This is a genomic window from Flavobacterium sp. B330r (assembly GCF_056824325.1).
Genome location: NZ_CP124860.1, coordinates 1,185,016 through 1,203,304, shown reverse-complemented (window position 1 = coordinate 1,203,304; position 18,289 = coordinate 1,185,016). Strand labels below are relative to the sequence as shown.

The 18,289-nt window shown below is 32.3% G+C and carries 19 protein-coding genes; 4 read left to right on the top strand and 15 right to left on the bottom strand.

What is annotated here, in order from left to right; translation table 11 throughout:
- Position 1 precedes the first annotated feature (1 nt).
- From QLQ95_RS05565 to QLQ95_RS05540, 6 genes are all read right to left on the bottom strand, one after another.
- Complete coding sequence (locus QLQ95_RS05565) at positions 2-397, bottom strand: hypothetical protein (RefSeq protein ID WP_482502970.1); 396 nt, start codon at positions 395-397, stop codon at positions 2-4.
- Positions 394-1,305 carry a TIGR01777 family oxidoreductase gene (locus tag QLQ95_RS05560; protein ID WP_482502968.1) on the bottom strand — a complete coding sequence of 304 codons (912 nt, stop codon included), beginning with the start codon at positions 1,303-1,305 and terminating at the stop codon, positions 394-396. The genes QLQ95_RS05565 and QLQ95_RS05560 overlap by 4 nt, the downstream gene beginning before the upstream one ends.
- 61 nt (positions 1,306-1,366) lie before the next feature.
- On the bottom strand, positions 1,367-1,753 hold the full coding sequence (locus tag QLQ95_RS05555) for a hypothetical protein (RefSeq protein WP_095931528.1): 387 nt from the start codon (positions 1,751-1,753) through the stop codon (positions 1,367-1,369).
- A gap of 5 nt (positions 1,754-1,758) precedes the next feature.
- Positions 1,759-2,118, bottom strand: a complete 360-nt coding sequence (locus tag QLQ95_RS05550) for a hypothetical protein (protein WP_095931527.1) — start codon at positions 2,116-2,118, stop codon at positions 1,759-1,761.
- Positions 2,119-2,138: 20 nt separating this feature from the next.
- Entirely contained in the window at positions 2,139-2,876 is a 738-nt protein-coding gene (locus QLQ95_RS05545; RefSeq protein ID WP_482502965.1) for a YqjF family protein, read from the bottom strand.
- A 61-nt stretch (positions 2,877-2,937) separates the two neighbouring features.
- Positions 2,938-3,441, bottom strand: a complete 504-nt coding sequence (locus QLQ95_RS05540) for a GbsR/MarR family transcriptional regulator (protein ID WP_095931525.1) — start codon at positions 3,439-3,441, stop codon at positions 2,938-2,940.
- A 137-nt stretch (positions 3,442-3,578) separates the two neighbouring features.
- Here QLQ95_RS05540 and QLQ95_RS05535 point away from each other — a divergent pair, with 137 nt between their 5' ends.
- Positions 3,579-4,841, top strand: a complete 1,263-nt coding sequence (locus QLQ95_RS05535) for a cation:proton antiporter (protein WP_379798869.1) — start codon at positions 3,579-3,581, stop codon at positions 4,839-4,841.
- A 168-nt stretch (positions 4,842-5,009) separates the two neighbouring features.
- Here QLQ95_RS05535 and QLQ95_RS05530 read toward each other — a convergent pair whose 3' ends face one another.
- On the bottom strand, positions 5,010-5,669 hold the full coding sequence (locus tag QLQ95_RS05530; RefSeq protein WP_095931521.1) for a SanA/YdcF family protein: 660 nt from the start codon (positions 5,667-5,669) through the stop codon (positions 5,010-5,012).
- A 143-nt stretch (positions 5,670-5,812) separates the two neighbouring features.
- Positions 5,813-7,840, bottom strand: coding sequence for a M3 family metallopeptidase (locus QLQ95_RS05525; protein ID WP_428238880.1), 2,028 nt, complete (start codon positions 7,838-7,840; stop codon positions 5,813-5,815).
- 218 nt (positions 7,841-8,058) lie between these two features.
- Here QLQ95_RS05525 and QLQ95_RS05520 point away from each other — a divergent pair, with 218 nt between their 5' ends.
- Positions 8,059-8,730, top strand: coding sequence for a hypothetical protein (locus QLQ95_RS05520; RefSeq protein WP_482502962.1), 672 nt, complete (start codon positions 8,059-8,061; stop codon positions 8,728-8,730).
- A gap of 116 nt (positions 8,731-8,846) precedes the next feature.
- On the opposite strand, the gene purE is transcribed toward QLQ95_RS05520, so the two are convergent.
- The 7 genes from purE to QLQ95_RS05485 form a co-directional block, all read right to left on the bottom strand.
- On the bottom strand, positions 8,847-9,332 hold the full coding sequence (gene purE, locus QLQ95_RS05515; RefSeq protein ID WP_012022518.1) for a 5-(carboxyamino)imidazole ribonucleotide mutase: 486 nt from the start codon (positions 9,330-9,332) through the stop codon (positions 8,847-8,849).
- A 60-nt stretch (positions 9,333-9,392) separates the two neighbouring features.
- A complete protein-coding gene (locus QLQ95_RS05510) occupies positions 9,393-9,971 on the bottom strand; it encodes a hypothetical protein (RefSeq protein ID WP_482502960.1) in 579 nt (192 codons plus the stop codon).
- A 2-nt stretch (positions 9,972-9,973) separates the two neighbouring features.
- A complete protein-coding gene (locus tag QLQ95_RS05505) occupies positions 9,974-11,254 on the bottom strand; it encodes an AAA family ATPase (protein ID WP_482502958.1) in 1,281 nt (426 codons plus the stop codon).
- Between the two features lie 66 nt (positions 11,255-11,320).
- Positions 11,321-12,475 (bottom strand): 5-(carboxyamino)imidazole ribonucleotide synthase, encoded by a 1,155-nt coding sequence (locus QLQ95_RS05500; protein WP_482502956.1) that lies wholly within the window; start codon positions 12,473-12,475, stop codon positions 11,321-11,323.
- A 220-nt stretch (positions 12,476-12,695) separates the two neighbouring features.
- Complete coding sequence (locus QLQ95_RS05495) at positions 12,696-13,247, bottom strand: hypothetical protein (protein ID WP_482502954.1); 552 nt, start codon at positions 13,245-13,247, stop codon at positions 12,696-12,698.
- A gap of 23 nt (positions 13,248-13,270) precedes the next feature.
- On the bottom strand, positions 13,271-15,373 hold the full coding sequence (locus tag QLQ95_RS05490) for a TonB-dependent receptor (protein WP_482502952.1): 2,103 nt from the start codon (positions 15,371-15,373) through the stop codon (positions 13,271-13,273).
- Between the two features lie 269 nt (positions 15,374-15,642).
- Positions 15,643-16,917, bottom strand: coding sequence for a PQQ-dependent sugar dehydrogenase (locus QLQ95_RS05485; protein WP_482502950.1), 1,275 nt, complete (start codon positions 16,915-16,917; stop codon positions 15,643-15,645).
- A gap of 186 nt (positions 16,918-17,103) precedes the next feature.
- Here QLQ95_RS05485 and hpt point away from each other — a divergent pair, with 186 nt between their 5' ends.
- Complete coding sequence (gene hpt, locus QLQ95_RS05480) at positions 17,104-17,634, top strand: hypoxanthine phosphoribosyltransferase (protein WP_244165420.1); 531 nt, start codon at positions 17,104-17,106, stop codon at positions 17,632-17,634.
- A gap of 66 nt (positions 17,635-17,700) precedes the next feature.
- A complete protein-coding gene (locus tag QLQ95_RS05475; RefSeq protein ID WP_057114947.1) occupies positions 17,701-18,273 on the top strand; it encodes an adenylate kinase in 573 nt (190 codons plus the stop codon).
- Positions 18,274-18,289 lie beyond the last annotated feature (16 nt).

Below are 18,289 nucleotides of genomic sequence, written 5' to 3'. Positions count from 1 at the left end.
CTTATTTTGCTTTTTCAAAATTTAAATTAAAAAAGATACCAGTAACTAGAGATGATAGTGAATACGCGACTGCAAAATCTAACCACATATTTCCTATTACATTATACATGGTAATGAAAATCCCTGTAATAGATATTAAAATTAGAATTCCTTTTGCAAACAAATTTGAAATTTGTTTTTGAAATAAAATACGATATACAAAAGCATAGAAAATATAAGTAGGAGTAGAGAAAATTAAGCTTAACAATAGTGTAATTGGATAAAGTTCCAAAAGCCCCATTGTTTGATGAGGGTTTGGGTATGAGTAATACAATATTTGTGAAATGAGAGGAGCTAGCAATAAGGTAAAAATTGAATGTTTAAACAAATAACTCCAATCTACATTTCGTGTTTTCATTTGTGTAATAAATCTTTAAAAGCATTATCAATATTTCCAAACTTAAATTGAAACCCATTTTCCAGAAGTCGCTTAGGAATTACATTTCTACTTTTCAAAACCAATTCTGTTTCAGTTCGAATAAAAAAAGATCCAATTTCAAGAAAGAATTTGTTCATCGGAATTCCGAATGGAAAACCAACCGCTCTTCTTAGTTTTTGCATAAAATCAACATTTTGAATTGGTTCTGGAGAAACTACATTTATAACTCCAGTAGTTTCTTTTTGAATAATAAAATCAACAGCATTGGCAAAATCTGCCTCATGTATCCAACTTATAAACTGATTCCCTTTTCCTTGTTTTCCTCCAAAACCAATTTTAGCCAAAGTCTTTAACGGAATAAAAGCACCGCCATTTTTTCCTAAAACAATCGAAGTTCGCAAAGCAGTTTTTAAAGTCTTTGGAGTTTCAGTTTTAAAGAATGCTTTTTCCCAAGAAAGCGCCACATTTATAGAAAAGTCATTTCCAATTTCTCCATCAATTTCATCCATTTGTTTGTCTAATGAAAATCGATAAATAGTTGCGGTTGATGAATTCAGCCAATGTTTCGGCGGATTTGTACAATTTAAAACGGCTTTATTTAGAATTTTGGTGCTTTCAATTCGAGATAAAAGAATTTCTTTTTTGTTCTCTTTCGTATAACGGCAATCGACAGACTTTCCTGCTAGATTAATTAAAACTGTAGCATTCTCCAATTCCTTTTCCCAGCCCGAAAAAGTTCTAGCGTTCCAATTTACATATTTAATTCCGTCAATTGTTTGAGATTTCCCTCGGGTTAGAATGACAATCTCTTCAAATTTATTTTTGAAATGATCGACTAAAACTTGTCCTAGAAAACCGGTTCCTGCTGCGATTATAAGCTTGCTCATGTGTTTTTCAAGTATTATACCCGACAGTTTTTTTAACCTCTGTCGGGTTTCGTTAATCTGATTAAGCTTTAAAAACTAATCTTTCTTCTCGCTGTGCCTCTTTTGCTTTTCTTTTTCCTCTAAAAAAGAAATACAAATTAAAGAATAACATAATTCCAAGATAAATAGAAAATCCGCCAATTTTATAACTTAGATTTTCGATTAATTCTTGATAAGTATCGTTGCTCAATTGCAATTCAAGAATCATTAGCGCAAAGCCAATATTTAAAAGATAGAATCCAGTTTCAAATAGTTTGTTAGTTGCCTGTGCAATATCTTCACGTCCTTTAAATATGTCAAGCATAAAGATTTTTCCATTTTTGAAAAGGGTTTTAGAAACATAATAAGTTAAAAATAAAGCGACTGGTAAATAAATTCCGTAACCGATTAAGATTTTTGTAGTTTCCATAATATTTAGTTTTTATTGTTATGAATTAGTTTTTGAACATACTTAGTTATAATCAAAATGTTGAGATAATGTAGAATTGAAATAATGAAAATTATGACAGCTGTTTTGATGCAAATTATTTCGATCAATTGAGCAGGAGAAATAATTTTTTGCCAGGAAATTAAAGTCATTGCACAATAGCCAATATTCAAAAGATAATATGCTAAAAGCAAAATCTGATTAATTTTTTGACAGAGATCAGCGTGGTTTGGGATTAATTCTAAAACAAAAATATTTCCGTTTTTGTAGCAGATTTTCCCCACTTTTAGGATAATGAAAATAGTTATGCTGAGGTAGGTAAAATACCCAATGATATTAAGATTCATAGTTTCCTGATTTATGAGATTTAATATATTTCTTCTAGAACAGGAAGAATCTGCAATTTCCGTTTGTTCTTCACTGTAATTTTTGAGCCTTCAGCCAAGAAAGTTGAAGTTGGTTTTTGAGTTTGAAGAAACCCAAAATCGGGTCCATAATTTTTTTCGAAATCAATATCAATTCGATGGTTTAATACTTCAAATTGTTCCCATCTTGGATGTGTCACTTCATATTCAAAAGTGGTTTCTTCATCGATTTTGGTGTATCCGAAATAATGTTCTGTAATAAATTCTGCTTCAGAATCGATTTCGATTTTACTTAAATCTTTTTTGGTTTCAATTTCAATTGTGTTCCATTCTTTATCCTTTTTCCATTGATAAATAAAAGTATTCGTGTTTTTATTTTCAATGATTTGATGTTTCATTTTCTGAGTTTCATAATGTTCCTGATACAAAGTATTGGCAATAAAAGTGATGGCTTTTTTAGGAACAATTTCTTTAATGAAAACCACTCCGCGTTTCCATTCGCCATTTTCAAAACGCTTTACATAAAATCTAAGATTCACTTCTTCAAAATTGATATGAAACGGAACTTTCAATCCTAAAACTTTAGTGTTTTTAAACATAAATCCGACCAAGCTTACGTAACATTTGTTGTTCCCAATGTCAATTTGAGTTCCTGCAGGAAGATATTTTTCTAAAATTGCAGCATCAATTTCATAATTGAAAAGTGCTAAGTTTTTCCATTCTGCTTTTAAGAAGTTCATGATAAGTTGTTTTTAAATTTTTAAACTTTCAGAAAAAAATGAAAGTTTAGGTTAAATTTTTTTATTTCATCATTTTTATAACCAGTTTTCCCAGCCAGTTATCATTAAATTCAGTCATTTTGTCCAACATATTGTCTGCTTTTAAAACGAAATCATACAATTTGGTAGTTTGATCTACAAAGTGTTTTTCTTCTGCCGAATCTTTCGGTTCGATAGTCGAAACTTCTTTTAAGATTTTTAGCGTTGGTTTGATTTCTCTTTTGCTTCTTTCTCTGGAAATTTTAACTGCTAATTCGTCTAAATCTTTTTCTGCTGTGAAAAATTCTTTTCTTTCCCCAGCTTTATATTCTTTATAAACAATTCCCCAATCCATTAAACCTCTTAAGTTCATACTGGCATTTCCGCGGGAAATCTGCAATTCTTCCATAATATCTTCCATAGAAACAGGTTCGTTCGAAACCATTAATAAAGCGTGGATCTGTGCCATTGTTTTATTAATACCCCATTGAGAACCTAATGCTCCCCAGGTTTGTACAAACTTATTTTTTGCTTCTTTGAATTCCATAAGTCAAATGTAAGTAAAAGTTTTTAAACTTTCAAAAATAATTGAAACATATTTAACGAATTATAAAGTTATGTTAATTCAAGTCTTGAATTTTTGATTAACTAATGAGAAAGATATTTTTGTAAAAATCACATTTTATGGAATTATACTACACATTTTCGGTACTTATTGTACTGGCTTCTTTCTTCGCCTATTTAAATTTAAGATTTTTAAAACTTCCAGGAACGATCGGAATCATGATTATTGCCATGTTGGTTTCGGTAGGAATTCGTCTTTTAGGAGACTCTTATTTTCCTGCAACGACTAAACATTTTTTTGATTTAATAAAAGAATTTGATTTCAACGAAATCCTAATGGGAGCAATGTTGAACTTTCTTTTGTTCGCCGGCGCACTTCACGTAAATATGGCAGATCTTAAAGAGCAAAAAGTTCCCATTATGATTTATTCTACAGTTAGTGTTGTATTGTCAGCTTTAATCATTTCTGGTTTGCTTTTTTATATTGCACCCCTTTTAGGAATAAAAATCCCTTATATATTTTGTTTAGTTTTCGGAACCTTAATTTCACCAACCGATCCAATTGTTGTTTTGGGCGTTTTAAAGGAAGCGAAAGTTCCTAAGAGAATTGAAACTAAAATCGTTGGAGAATCTCTATTTAATGATGGAGTAGCCGTAGTGATGTTTGCTGTTGTTTTGAAAATGGCAACCGACCCGACATTTGATATGACTTTTGGTTCTATTGCTTGGTTATTTGCAAAAGAAGGAATTGGCGGACTTTTATTAGGTGCTGTCCTTGGAATTTCGGCATCAAACGTTATGAAGAAAATTGACGATTATAAAGTATCAGTTTTAATCACGCTTTCTATTGTAATGGGAGGGTTTTTGATTGCTCAAAGTTTACACGTTTCGAGTCCGCTTGCGATGGTTGTTGCCGGATTGATTATTGGAAATTACGGTAAAAAAGTTGCGATGAGCGAAATTACCCAAGATTATTTAGGTAAATTCTGGGAACTTATTGATGAGATTCTAAATGCTATTTTATTCTTATTTATTGGTTTTGAGTTATTGCTATTACCAGATTTAAACAAACAATTACTAACGGGTTTCGTAGCTATCTTTATAGTATTGTTTTCAAGATTAACCTCAATAGTTTTACCGTGGAAATTCTTTGACATTTTTAAGTTCTTCGGAATCAGATCTGCTTACAACAAAGGTTCTTTAATGGTTTTGGTTTGGGGAGGAATTCGTGGCGGAGTTTCTATTGCGCTAGTACTTTCAATGCCTGAAGGAGAATATAAAAATCTTCTTTTGGAAGTAACTTATATAGTGGTGTTATTTTCAATTGTAGTACAAGGACTTACTGTTGGGAAGTTGGCTAAGAGAGTTTTGGAGAAAGAGTAAAAGAACAAAGAGTAAAGAAAATAGATGTTAGAGTAAAGATTTTATTTTTAAAACTTTAAAAAAGGACTGTCTCAAAAGTGAGTCAGTCCTTTTTTATTGCTTCTTATTTATAGTGAATTTGTTTTCTAGATATCAAAAAACTCCAGCGGAGCGATATCCTTACTAGTCTTATCGTTTATCTTCTTTAGAATAATTAGATTCTCCATTTATATTAATTTCTCCGCCTAAAAAACGAGGTTCCCGATTTCTCAAAACATCAAAAAAGGATTTAAAAACTGAGCCATATTCTCTAAAGCGAACATAATTATATCCAAGATATTCTCCATGGTTTGCAGAATATCCAGCTGATTTAATTCCGAGTTTTTGCCCGATATAAATGGCGCGATTTAAATGATATTCCTGCGAAATTAAAGTCGCTTTTTTAATCTTAAAAATATGTTTTGCTCGATACATTGTCGAATAGGTATCGAAACCTGCATAATCAATAAATATCTTTGTAGTGTCGACGCCATGATTGTAACAATAATTCTTCATTACCGTCAATTCATCGTATTCATCACGCCCGTTATCTCCCGAAAGCAGAATTTTATTAATGCGTTTAGCTTTCCAAAGCATTATTCCAGCATCCAAACGATCTTTTAAATATTTGCTTGGCTGATTTCCATTAATTCCTGCGCCAAAAATAATTCCGACATCATTTTTAGGGAATTTTTTAATTGAATAGTGAATGTATCTCTTAGTAGAAGATTTTACATAGTAATTTACTGAAACGACAGCAATCAATCCGATAATTGCAAGATAAAGCACTATTTTAAAATATTTTTTCACGGCTGGTATTTGTAAGATTAAGATTTAAAACACGAAGATAGTTAAAGTAAAACCAAATAAAAAACCGAAGCATTTCTACTTCGGTTTCAAAATTTAATTCTCTAGGAAACTTAGCAACTTAGGAGCTTAGTATCTTAGAAACTCTATAATAATCCCGCTCTTTTCAACAAAGCTTCAGGTTTTGGTTCTTGTCCTCTAAAACGTTTGTACAAAGTCATAGGATGTTCTGTTCCTCCTTTAGAAAGAACATTGTCTTTGAATTTCTTTGCAATTTCTTCGTTGAAGATTCCATTTTCATGGAAATATTCAAAAGCGTCTGCATCCAAAACTTCTGCCCATTTGTAGCTGTAATATCCAGAAGAATATCCACCTTGGAAAATATGAGAAAATGCCGTACTCATTGCATTTTCTTTTACGTCTGGATATAATTGTGTATTAGCAAATTGCTCGGTTTCGAAAGCTTTTAGATCGTTAATATTGGTTGGATCCTGTCCGTGCCAAGCCATATCTAATAATCCAAAACTCAACTGACGTAATGTTGCTAAACCTTCTTGGAAACTTGCACTTTCTTTAATTTTCTGAACGTATTCAATCGGAATGATTTCTCCCGTTTCGTAATGATTTGCAAACAAAGCCAAAGCCTCTGGCTCGTAACACCAGTTTTCCATAATCTGACTTGGTAATTCTACAAAATCCCAATAAACAGAAGTTCCTGATAAACTTGGGTAAACTGTATCTGCAAGCATTCCATGTAATCCGTGACCAAACTCGTGAAATAAAGTCGTTACTTCATTAAAAGTCAATAAAGACGGCTTTGTTTCGGTTGGTTTGGTGAAATTACAAACGTTAGAAATATGCGGTCTTTCGTTTATACCGTCTTTCACATATTGTGATTTGAATGAAGTCATCCAAGCACCGTTTCTTTTTCCTTTTCGTGGGAAGAAATCAGCGTAGAAAATCGAAACTAAATTTCCGTTAGCATCTTTTACTTCATAAGTGGTAACTTCTTCGTGGTATTTATCAATATCAAAAACCTCAGTAAAAGTTAAACCGTATAATTTTTTGGCAACGGTAAAAGCGCCATCTAATACTTTTTCTAATTGAAAATAAGGTTTTAGCTTTTCATCGTCTAAATTAAAAAGCTGCTGTTTTAATTTTTCAGAATAATACGCTCCGTCCCATTTTTCTAATTGTTCGATTCCGTCTAATTCTTTCGCGAAAGCAGTTAATTCTGCAAATTCTTTTTGAGCTGCTGGTTTTGCTTTTGCTAATAAATCATTTAAAAAAGAGAAAACTTTCTCCGGACTTTCGGCCATTCTTTCTTCTAGAACAAAATGTGCGTGCGTTTTATAACCTAATAAATTGGCTTTTTCAAAGCGCAATTTCGCTATCTTTAAAACATTTTCCTGATTATCAAATTCGTTATTCTGAAATGCTTTTGCACCAAATGCAATTGCCATTTTTTTACGCAATTCACGATTATCCGCATAAGTCAAAAACGGAACATAACTTGGATGATCTAAAGTGAAAATCCAGCCTTCTTTTTCCTGATTTTTGGCTAATAATCTTGCCGCTTCGATTGTTCCTTCAGGTAAACCAGATAAATCTTTTTCATCAGTTAAATGCAATTCGAAGTTGTTGGTTTCTGCTAAAACATTTTCGCCAAACTGTAAACTCAATTTCGATAGTTCTTTGTCGATTTCTCTTAATTGATTTTTCTTGTCTTCTGGCAGATTCGCTCCATTTCTCGAAAAACTTTTGTATTTTTTATCTAATAAAGTCGTTTGTTCTGCATTCAGATTTAAACTTTCTTTTTGATCGTAAACGGCTTTTACTTTTGCAAATAAATCAGCATTTAAGCGAATGTCATTTCCAAATTCTGAAAGTAAAGGCGAAACTTCCTGAGCAATTTTCTGCATTTCGTCATTGGTTTCAGCCGAATTCAAATTGAAGAAAATACTTGAAAGACGATCTAAAATATCACCAGAATAATCCATTGCTACAATTGTGTTTTCAAAAGTGGGTGCATCAGGATTATTTACGATGGCATCAATTTCAGCTTTAGCCAAAGCAATTCCTTCGTTGAAAGCAGGAACATAATCTTCGATTTTAATTTGCGAAAAAGGTGCGGTGTTATGTTTAGTTATAAATTTTGAAAGTAAAACACTCATTATATTATTATATTTTTTATTAATAAAAGGCAATTTTTTGAATTTCAAAGATAGCAATTAATAAAAACCTAATCATCTATACAAAATCGATTCTCAGCATAAAATCCTCTTAAATTGTGTTATAGATATGTTATTTATTGGTATAGGCGTTTTTAAAAGCGTAAATTGAAAAAATAGATTTGGCATTATAAAATGCGAATCATAATTAAAATAAAAAAATGATGAATTATCAAATTGTAATAAAGAATATTGATACGGTTAATGAAATTGAAGGTTATTGGTCAGACGAAGATTTTATTGCGTTATTAGAAAAATTCAATTATCCCGATGGCGCAACGGCTGAAAAAAGTAGTTTGGCAGAATTATTAGAAATGGCTATTTCAGATTATGAGCCTAACGAAGCTGCGCAAATAGTTTTGCACTATAAATTGGGAGATCAATTAAGCGAAGGTCAAATAGATCAAATATCGAACGATATGTTAATCGATAAGGTTTGCGAAGAATATCCAGAAATACACATGCAAGGCACTTTGTTTCATGTAAATCAATTGCTTTTTAAGGCGTATAATGGCAAATTTCCAAATGCAAAAGCTTCTATAGTTCATTTTTCAATGACACCAACTGATGGAGAAACACAAAAACTGACAGCCGAAAATGTACTAAAATTATTGAATAAAGGATTGTCTGAGAGAAATCTTATCAAGAGATTGTTTGAAAATCAAATTTCTCAAAATATTCCATTTCCAGAAGCTGAAAGTATTGTTTGGGATTTGAAAACAGATGATGATATCAACTATGATCTTGTTACTTCAGAAAATTGGATAAATAAAGAAGATATAAACGAATCTGAATTTGAATCTACTTTGGAAGAAGTTGAAGATGCAGCTTAATTCAAAAAAGAGATAAAATTGTAAATTTAGTTTAACAAAGAAGCTCAAAGAAAAAACACAGAGATTCACAAAAAAATTGTGCGCCTCTGTGTTTTTTTTTGTGTATCTCTGCGAAATTACTTTTTCAAACCTTCAGCAGCTTTATTTACCGCCGCTTTCAATTCTTCTTTATAAGAAATAATTGTATCTAAAACTTTTTTATCGTGGCTTCCGATGATTTGTGCTGCTAAAATTCCAGCATTTTTTGCACCGTTTAAAGCTACAGTTGCAACAGGAACTCCACCTGGCATTTGCAGAATCGATAAAACAGAATCCCATCCATCAATAGAATTGCTTGATTTTACAGGAACTCCAATTACAGGAAGCGGAGACATTGAAGCCACCATTCCTGGTAAATGTGCCGCTCCGCCCGCGCCCGCAATAATCACCGAGATTCCGCGAGTGTGTGCATTTTTGCTGAAATCGAATAATTTCTCTGGCGTTCTGTGTGCCGAAACGATATCTACTTCAACTTCTACATTAAATTGTTTTAATATGTCGATGGCATCCTGCATAACTGGCATGTCTGAGATGCTTCCCATTATAATGGCTACTTTACTCATTTTTTGTTTTTTGTTTTGTTTGTTTCAAGTTTCAAGTTTTGTTGAGAGTCAGCTGATTTTTTATTTTAATTTTGGAATCATATTCCAAATATCAATTTTAAATTCTTCTTGAATTGCTCTTAAATATTTTAAAGATTCTATTTCGTTTTCGATTTTTTCAGTAAAATAATCTAAAGCTGAAACTTCTTTTTCTGCAATTCTTTCTTTTCTTCTTTGAATAAATCTCTTTCTGTTTTTTACAAAAATTTCATCGTTCAGATTCAAAAGATCAATTAAGTTTTTTGCTTCGATATCTTCCGGATTATGTAGAAAATAGCCATCTGAATAAATCAATCTTGTTTCAAAATTTTCGTCGGTTGGATAAAGTATAGGCTCAATCCAAGTGGTTCTTTTAAGATTATTTGGTTTGTGCTTTACCATAAACCAATTTTGATATGAATCCGTTTCTAAATATTTCAAATTAGGATTAAAATGCTCTATATCAACGGCATCATTGCATCCAATATATTCTTCAGTGTAGGCGCAAAAGTTTTTCTGTTCTTTTAAAAGGATAGAAGACAATTTTCCGTTATTACTTTTTTTATAAATTATTTTTTGGATAATGATTTCAGAATTTGGGTTCTTAAAAACTCTTTTCATCTTTAGAAATTATATTCTTCACCTAATTTTTCTAACTGTTCTGAAATTTCTTCCTTCTTTTTTGGATCAGTTTCGAAGTGTATTTTTTGTTTTAAATCTAAATATTCTTGATGTTTTTGTTGTCCGTACTTATTAATATAATTGATTCCAAAATCATTGTAAAGCATGTCATTTGGATCATCTCCAATCGGTGAACTTCCTCTACTAATGATAACTTTTCCTTCATTATTAAAAGATAAAATAAACCTTTCATCAGGTTCGAACGAAGCGGCAATAAATGGAGAATGAGTCGCAACTATAAATTGCGCTTCAGGAGCTAAGTCCTGATAGAAATCCATTAAATCCATTTGCATGTCTGGATATAAAGATCGTTCAGGCTCGTCCATTAAAATGATTGTATCTTTAGTGTTCAATTTAAATAAAGGTAAAAATGATAGCAATAAACCTTTTGTTCCTGTACTTGTATTTTGGATTGGAATTATTTCGCCATTTTTTTTGTTTTTGATTGGAATCGAGTATTCAGTATTAATTAAATCAATTTCTAAATTTAATTTTTGTAAAACTGGATTGAATTTTTCAGCAAAAAAATCTAATTCATTTGGATTGTCTTTTTTCCATTTTTGAAATTCTAATCCAAGTTTTTTTGCGTCTGCAATGAGTCCCTTATGAATTAATTCAGACATTTTTTGAGTGAAATTTTTTCGATACTCTAATATGTCATTTATTAGATATAGCCAAATCTTAAAATCAGGATCATTACCAAAGATTAATCCATAGTTTTTTTTCGCATAATAATTAGAAATGTCTTTCAGTTCTGTACTATATTTTTCTATTAAATCAACTGGATTGTTCTTAAAGACCTGAATATTAGAATTGTTTATTAAATTTGCTTTGAAATAGAAAAAATCATTAATAAGATCTTCATCTATAATGAATTTTTCTGGTTCTTTGTCTGAAAGATCACGAGTATATTTTTCGTCACCATAAAAAATTTCATCATTCTTAAACTTAAAATAGGTTTTGTCAAATAATAAGTTTATTTCACCTTTAAAAATGCTTTCTTCATCAGCCACATATTTATTGCCAATTTTTTGTATTTCTATTGAAAACTTTAGAAAATGATAGATTAACTCTAACAATCCAGTTTTCCCAGTAGCACTTTGCCCAATAAAACATATTTTATCCAAAGGTTGGCCTTTACGATCGCCACTTTGATACGTAAAATCAAAATCTAGATTTTCTAAATGTCTAAACTGATCGATATGTAATTTTGAAATTTTCATGAATTGAATTTTTACAAATCTAATTAAAAAATGATTGCCATTTTAAACTGTGACTGCGACTAATTACTAATTACTTGCACTGATCACTTTAATAGTGTTCTTAACCTTCTCCGCAATTCGTCTTGCTTCAACCATGTTTTCATTTACGATTGTAACATGTCCCATTTTTCTGAACGGACGCGTTTGTTTTTTACCATAAATATGTGGTGTAACGCCGTCCCATCCTAAAATGGTTTCGATGTTTTCATAAACTACGTCTCCAGAATGACCTTCGGCACCGACTAAATTTACCATAATTCCGGCAACTTTGCTGTCCGTGTTTCCTAACGGAAGATCTAAAATAGCACGTAAATGATTTTCGAATTGTGAAGTGTAGCTTGCTTCGATTGAATAATGTCCTGAATTGTGAGGACGCGGCGCTACTTCGTTTACCAAAATTTCATCGTCCTGAGTCTGGAACATTTCAACAGCCAAAAGTCCAACATGATTAAAATTCTCTGAAACTTTTAAGGCAACTGCTCTTGCTTTTTCAGCTACTTTATCGTCGATTCTTGCAGGACAGATTACATACTCAACTTGGTTTGCTTCTGGGTGAAATTCCATTTCTACAACAGGATACGTTTTCATTTCTCCTGATGGATTTCTAACCACAATTACAGCCAATTCATTTTTGAACGGAACCATAGTTTCTGCAATACATTCTACATTTGGAAGCGTATCTAAATCTGAAGCTTGGCGAACTATTTTCACGCCATTTCCATCATAACCAAATTCAGTGCATTTCCATACAAATGGCAATTGTAAATCGTTAATTTTAGATTTTAGTTGATCTAAATTTTCGAATCTTTCAAATGGTGCAGTTGGGATATTATTTTTAGCGTAAAAATCTTTTTGAACACCTTTATTCTGAATTCCTTTTAAAGTTTTTGGAGATGGATATACTTTTAGGCCTTCGTTTTCTAATTGCGTTAAAGCTTCAAGGTTTACCAATTCGATTTCGAAGGTCAAAACATCGACTTGTTTCCCGAAGTTGTAAACGGTTTCATAATCCATTAGATCACCTTGAAAGAATTTGTTGCAGGCGATTTTACTAGGTGCTTCGTCACTCGGATCTAGAACGTAAGTTTGTATATCAAATTTTCTGGTGTCGAACAAAAGCATTTTACCTAATTGTCCGCCGCCTAATATTCCCAATTTAAAATCAGAAGAAAAATAATTCATTTTGTGTTGTGTTTTTGCAAAGATACTTTTTAATCTTTTTTTAGCCAAAATTTAGTTTTTCTGCTATGGATTGATAAAGTTTTGACACAGATTAAAAAGATTAAAAGGGATTTTTTTCCGCCACGAATTCACGAATTTTTTTTTCCTTGCATTATGTATAAAAAAATAATTCGTGAATTGCTTCGCCAATTTGCTATCGCTCGGGTCGTGGCTATTAAAACTATTTTATTTTCTTCAAAACTTCTTTGGCTACGGCTTTATAGGCTGCAGAATGATCTCCGAAATCTTTATCAATTATTACTTTTAATTCGGGATGAATCCAATCGTAATGATTTCCTAGAATATATAAAGTGCGAATCGAGTAGGCTTTTGTGGCCACTTTGGTATCATTAATTAGCCAATCAAAAGAAGCTTCAATGCAGTCTTGGAGATTTTCCTCAGAAAGTTGTATGCAGTTTTCGTTTTTCTTATAATGCGATTTAACTAAAAGTTGTGTCACTTTTGCAATCGGACGCATGGAGCTTTCGTCTTTTAAAACTTTCAGATTCGAACAGAAAAAGTCAAGATGAGGCTGGAGCCAAAGCAATTCTTCGTACGAAACAAATTCTAAAATCCAGCACGCTTTATGATTGTTTTTATCTTCGGGCGAAAAGCAAATTGAAACCAATTCACTAAAAAGCGTGGGGTTTTCTAGAACATCTTGAGCAGCTTTGAGACGGTTTTCTCTATATGCATTTACGTAATCCAGTTTTTTTTGCAATTCGGATAGCATTGTTTTTGGTATTTAATACAACGCTAAAATAAGTAATTTAATGAGATAATTCCGTAATAATTTATGGGTAATCCAGGATAATAAAATCTCGGTTGCGCATTTCCAACTCCTGTTGCATTGGTTAAAATCATAGAAGCATATTTTTCATTTGTTACATTATTGATTCCAGCGTCTAAGCGTGCTTTTAAACCCGATAGAATTTCGAATTGGTAACCCGTTTTTAAATTCAAAAGAGAATAAGAATCTGAAAAATTGGCATTAGAATCGTTCATTGGAATTTTATCTGTGAACTGAAAATCGGCTGAAATATAAAGCCCTGAATTTGTGTTTAAAATAAAACCTGCACTTGCCGTATTGGCTGGAACGCCAGTTAATTTATTTCCTGAATAATCATTTCCGTTATCGACAAATTCTTTGAATTCATAATTCCCGATAGATGTTCCGATGTAAGAGTTTAAATTGAAAGTTCGATTGATTGGCCAATTGTGATTCAATGAGATTTCGATTCCTTCATGAAACGTTTTTCCTGCATTTACGCCTTCGTATTGATCGTCGCCAATTCTTTTGGCAACTAATAAATCTTTAATTTCCATTCGGTAAACAGCAATTTGTGTATACAGTTTTTTATTGAAGAAATGTAGTTTTCCTCCCAATTCAAAATTATAACCTGTTTCGGGTTTAATGTTTTGATTGATGTTTCCTGTTGAGGTTAAAGTTTCTTCGGTTGCGGGAAGCGAAAATCCTCGGCTTACAGAAAAGTAAAAAGTTTGAATTTCATTCGGCTTAAATAAAAAAGAAAGTTGTGGCGAAAAAATGCCATCATAACTATATTCTTCCTTCGGATTATTCGCGGAAGCGGGAAAATCATTCTGCAATTCGAATTTGGTTTTGTTGTAATTTAATCCTGCTTGAATTTCAAATCGATCAGAAAGTAAAGTTCTAATTTGCGAAAAAACATTATAAAAATGTCTTTTTTGATCAGTTGCTGTAAGTTGATCGACCTGTAAACTTCCGTTTCCATTATTTTGCTGATATAGATTTTCGAAAGTATTACCGCTGTAATTATCTCTGAAATATTCCAATCCTGAAATAAATTGATTTTTGATTTTTCCGATTGTAAAATCACCAGAAAATTGTGTTCTTGCGCCAGAGGCAAAAGTATATTGACGTAAAATATCAAAAGGTCTCGGTTCGTTGCTGTCTTTATAATTGACGAAAACTGAAGTTGAATTATTTAAATGATCGTTTATTTTGAAATCATAAGCCAATCCGCCCAAAGTCGATTTGTATTCTTTGAATCCTTTTGAAGCTACCCAAGTCGGAGCTCCAGCTTGCGGATTATTTTCAAAAGTCGTTTTATTGATCGAACTCGGAATGTAAGCTTTCAAATAAGTGTAATTCGAAAAATAAGTCAGTTTGCTGTTTTTCCTCCTGAATAATTCTCCCGAAAGTGTAATTCCTTCCCGATTGTAAGCACTGTTTTGACGCCAGCCATCGGTTTTTAAATTATGATAACTGAGACTTAAAGAAGAACTTTTTTCGTTCAAATCAAAACTGACTCTGTTTTTGAGCAAGCCAAAGGAACCAAAAACAGAACTTATTTCAGTTTGATAATTGCCTTTTTTTAATATTTGAGGCGAAATGAGAATCGCTCCGCCCAAACCTGCTCCATAAATACTCGAAAGCGGCCCTTTTATGACTTCAAGTTGATTGATGTTTTGAAGATCGATATCGTCAATTACCGTTTCGCTGTTTCCAGAAGTCAGCGGAATACTTCCGTAAAAAGCTCTGATTTTATTGGTTCCGTATGGAGTTCTCGCGCCAATTCCGCGAATCGAAATTCGGGTTGTGGTGATATTTGAAGATTGCATAAAAACACCAGGAATGGTATTGATGATATTGCTAATGTCTGTGGTGTTATTTTGAAGTAATTCTTTTTCGGATAAAATGCCAATTGACGCGGAACTATTCTGTAAATCACGATTGATATGAAGCGGACTTATTAAAACTTCGTTCAGTTTTTGAGTTTTGACAGAATCAATATTTTGGACTTCTTTTTCTTGTGCAATTAGATTTTGTAAAATCGAAAAAACAATAATTAGAAAATAGTATTTTTTTAAAAACATATATTTTATGTAGCAATTCTAGGAATTTGGAATTTTATCTGAACAGATTACTATTGAGATTTATTTTTAACACATAGAAACATAGCATTGATTGAGGCAAAAAAGGCGTTTCACTTATCAAAAGCCACATAGCAAAACTATGTGCGAAAACGAGTTTTCTTAATAACATCTTTTAAACAAAAATCTATGTCTCTATGTGTTTAAAATTTTCTTTTTATAATTACTCCAATAATTTTCGGAATTGGAATTTGAGATTTAAGTATTGTGATTTATTTATTGGCCGTAACCTTCCAAATCGTATTACTGCTATCATCATTTACTAAAAGCGATCCGTCATTCATCACGGTAACGGCAACAGGACGTCCGTAAACTTCGGCTTTGTTTGCATCAGAAATAAAACCAGTTAAAAAATCTTCTGGTTTTCCTGAAGGTTTTCCATCTTTAAAAGGAGCAAATAACACTTTATAACCCGAAATTTTTGAACGGTTCCAAGAACCATGCTGACCTACAAAAGCGCCGTTTTTATATTTTGCAGGAAAAGCATCTTTAGTATAAAAAGCCAATCCCAATGAAGCAGTATGAGAACCAACGGGAACATCTGGAACAATTGCTTTTTCTACTAAATCTTTTCTTTCGCCTTTCATTCTCGGATCAGGAATACTTCCAAAATAAGAATAAGGCCATCCGTAGAAACCGTCTCTTTTTACACTTGTAATATAATCTGGAACTAAGTCGTCACCCAATTCGTCTCGTTCATTTACTGCAGTCCACAGTTCTTTGTTGGCAGGATTCCAGTCCATTCCAACTGGATTTCTAAGACCCGAAGCGAAGATTTTTTCTCCAGTTCCGTCAGGATTAATTTCTAAAATCGCGGCGCGACGCACTTCTTTGTCCATTCCGTTTTCGCCAACATTACTACCGGAACCTACAGAAACGTAAATTTTGTTTCCGTCTGGACTTGCCAATAAATTTCTGGTCCAGTGATTGTTGTAACCTCCCGCAGGAAGTTCAAGAATTTTTTCGCCTTTAGTTTCTAGCTTAAGCGGATTGTTTTTATAAGGGTAACGGTATAGTCCGTCGGTATTGGCAATGTAGAAAAAGTCTTTTAAGGCTAGCATTCCAAAAGGTTTGTTTAGCCCAGAAATAAAAACTTCTCTAGTTTCAAATTTTCCATCTTTGTCTTTATCTCTTAAAACGGTTATTTGGTTTTTACTGCTGCGTGTTCCGCTTTCTACAACAAAAATATCTTGGTTCGGCGCAATGTAAGTCCAACGCGGATTCTCAAATCCGTCAGCAAATTTAGTTACAGTAAAACCTTCAGGGGCTTTTGGAGTTTTGCCAGCAGGCCAGCCAATCACTTTACTATTGTTGCTTTTTGATTCGGTTGCATAGGGTGGAGGAAGCGTAATATCTCCAATGGCAGTTTTTACAATATTGCCTGGCTGTTTTGCCAAAGCTTCTTTTTCTTCTTTTTTTACTTGCCCATTGCAGGCAGTCATTAAGGCTAGTAACGGGATTGAAAATAAGGTTAAGGATTTTTTCATTGGTTTTTTGGAGTTAAATAATTATAGTACAACAATTTACTTAAAATTCAGATAGTCTCAAAAAATAATTTGTAAACATTAACTGATATTTAACATTCTTAAAAAATATCTCGATACACTCCATTTTGATAGAAGCAGTTAAGTTCTAATTCTTTATCTTTGTCCATTATTTTAAAATGAAAAATAATGATACAACTTCACGATAAACAATTTGTTCCGTTTATTTCGGCTAAAGAAATTGATTTTGCTTTAACTAAAATAGTGGCTCAGGTCGAAGATGATTTTGGAGATGATACGCCAATTTTTATTGGAGTTTTGAATGGCGCTTTTATGGTAGTGTCAGATTTTTTGAAAAAATATAAAAAACCGTGCGAGGTTTCGTTTATCAAAATGGCATCGTATGAAGGAACTGAAACAACAAATTCAGTTAAAGAACTAATTGGAATTAATCAAGATTTGTCTGGAAGAACGGTAATTATTATCGAAGATATTATTGATACTGGAAACACAATCGAAGAATTAAAGCATTTGTTTAAAGCACAAAATGTAAAGCATTTTAAAATTGCAACATTGTTTTTTAAACCAGAAGCTTATAAAAAAGATATAAAAATAGATTATATCGGAATTAGAATTCCGAACAAATTTATTGTAGGTTACGGTTTAGACTACGATGGTCTAGGAAGAAACCTAACTGAAGTTTACAAATTAGCAGAATAACAAAACACAACTATATATTCATTTAAAGACTTCTGAAAGACAGAGGTAACAACACTCATTTCAATTATGATTAACATCGTTTTATTTGGAAAGCCTGGTGCAGGAAAAGGAACTCAGGCAGAATTTTTAAAAGAAAAATACAATTTAACACACCTTTCAACAGGAGATATTTTTCGTTTCAATTTAAAAAATGATACTGAACTAGGAAAAAAAGCAAGAGTTTTTATGGACAATGGAGAATTGGTTCCTTGCGAAGTAACAACTGCAATGTTAATTGATGAGGTTAAAAAACATCCAGATACTGCAGGATTTTTGTTTGACGGTTATCCAAGAACAATCAATCAAGCAGAAGCTTTAGATAAATTTTTACCAACAATTGGGTCAAGCGTAACAGCAACAATCGCTTTAGAAGCTGATGATGAGATTTTGGTAGCACGTTTATTAGAAAGAGGAAAAACAAGCGGAAGAGCTGATGATCAAGACGAAGAAAAAATTCGTGTAAGATATCAAGAATATAATGAGAAAACAGCTCCGCTTATTGGATATTACAAAGAACAAAATAAGTTTCATGCCGTAGACGGTATCGGAACTATTGAACAAATTACAGAGCGCTTAACGTCAGTTATAGATAATTTGTAGAAAGCTTTTTAAGCTG

What these genes read in the sequence shown, in the direction of transcription:
- QLQ95_RS05555 (WP_095931528.1), bottom strand. Translation starts at nt 1,753, where the DNA reads ATGGAAACTACAAAAATCTTAATCGGTTACGGAATTTATTTACCAGTC.
- QLQ95_RS05520 (WP_482502962.1), top strand. Translation starts at nt 8,059, where the DNA reads ATGATGAATTATCAAATTGTAATAAAGAATATTGATACGGTTAATGAA.
- QLQ95_RS05505 (WP_482502958.1), bottom strand. Translation starts at nt 11,254, where the DNA reads ATGAAAATTTCAAAATTACATATCGATCAGTTTAGACATTTAGAAAAT.
- QLQ95_RS05545 (WP_482502965.1), bottom strand. Translation starts at nt 2,876, where the DNA reads ATGAACTTCTTAAAAGCAGAATGGAAAAACTTAGCACTTTTCAATTAT.
- hpt (WP_244165420.1), top strand. Translation starts at nt 17,104, where the DNA reads ATGATACAACTTCACGATAAACAATTTGTTCCGTTTATTTCGGCTAAA.
- QLQ95_RS05535 (WP_379798869.1), top strand. Translation starts at nt 3,579, where the DNA reads ATGGAATTATACTACACATTTTCGGTACTTATTGTACTGGCTTCTTTC.
- QLQ95_RS05485 (WP_482502950.1), bottom strand. Translation starts at nt 16,917, where the DNA reads ATGAAAAAATCCTTAACCTTATTTTCAATCCCGTTACTAGCCTTAATG.
- QLQ95_RS05550 (WP_095931527.1), bottom strand. Translation starts at nt 2,118, where the DNA reads ATGAATCTTAATATCATTGGGTATTTTACCTACCTCAGCATAACTATT.
- QLQ95_RS05510 (WP_482502960.1), bottom strand. Translation starts at nt 9,971, where the DNA reads ATGAAAAGAGTTTTTAAGAACCCAAATTCTGAAATCATTATCCAAAAA.
- QLQ95_RS05495 (WP_482502954.1), bottom strand. Translation starts at nt 13,247, where the DNA reads ATGCTATCCGAATTGCAAAAAAAACTGGATTACGTAAATGCATATAGA.
- QLQ95_RS05560 (WP_482502968.1), bottom strand. Translation starts at nt 1,305, where the DNA reads ATGAGCAAGCTTATAATCGCAGCAGGAACCGGTTTTCTAGGACAAGTT.
- QLQ95_RS05565 (WP_482502970.1), bottom strand. Translation starts at nt 397, where the DNA reads ATGAAAACACGAAATGTAGATTGGAGTTATTTGTTTAAACATTCAATT.
- QLQ95_RS05540 (WP_095931525.1), bottom strand. Translation starts at nt 3,441, where the DNA reads ATGGAATTCAAAGAAGCAAAAAATAAGTTTGTACAAACCTGGGGAGCA.
- QLQ95_RS05475 (WP_057114947.1), top strand. Translation starts at nt 17,701, where the DNA reads ATGATTAACATCGTTTTATTTGGAAAGCCTGGTGCAGGAAAAGGAACT.
- purE (WP_012022518.1), bottom strand. Translation starts at nt 9,332, where the DNA reads ATGAGTAAAGTAGCCATTATAATGGGAAGCATCTCAGACATGCCAGTT.
- QLQ95_RS05490 (WP_482502952.1), bottom strand. Translation starts at nt 15,373, where the DNA reads ATGTTTTTAAAAAAATACTATTTTCTAATTATTGTTTTTTCGATTTTA.
- QLQ95_RS05525 (WP_428238880.1), bottom strand. Translation starts at nt 7,840, where the DNA reads ATGAGTGTTTTACTTTCAAAATTTATAACTAAACATAACACCGCACCT.
- QLQ95_RS05500 (WP_482502956.1), bottom strand. Translation starts at nt 12,475, where the DNA reads ATGAATTATTTTTCTTCTGATTTTAAATTGGGAATATTAGGCGGCGGA.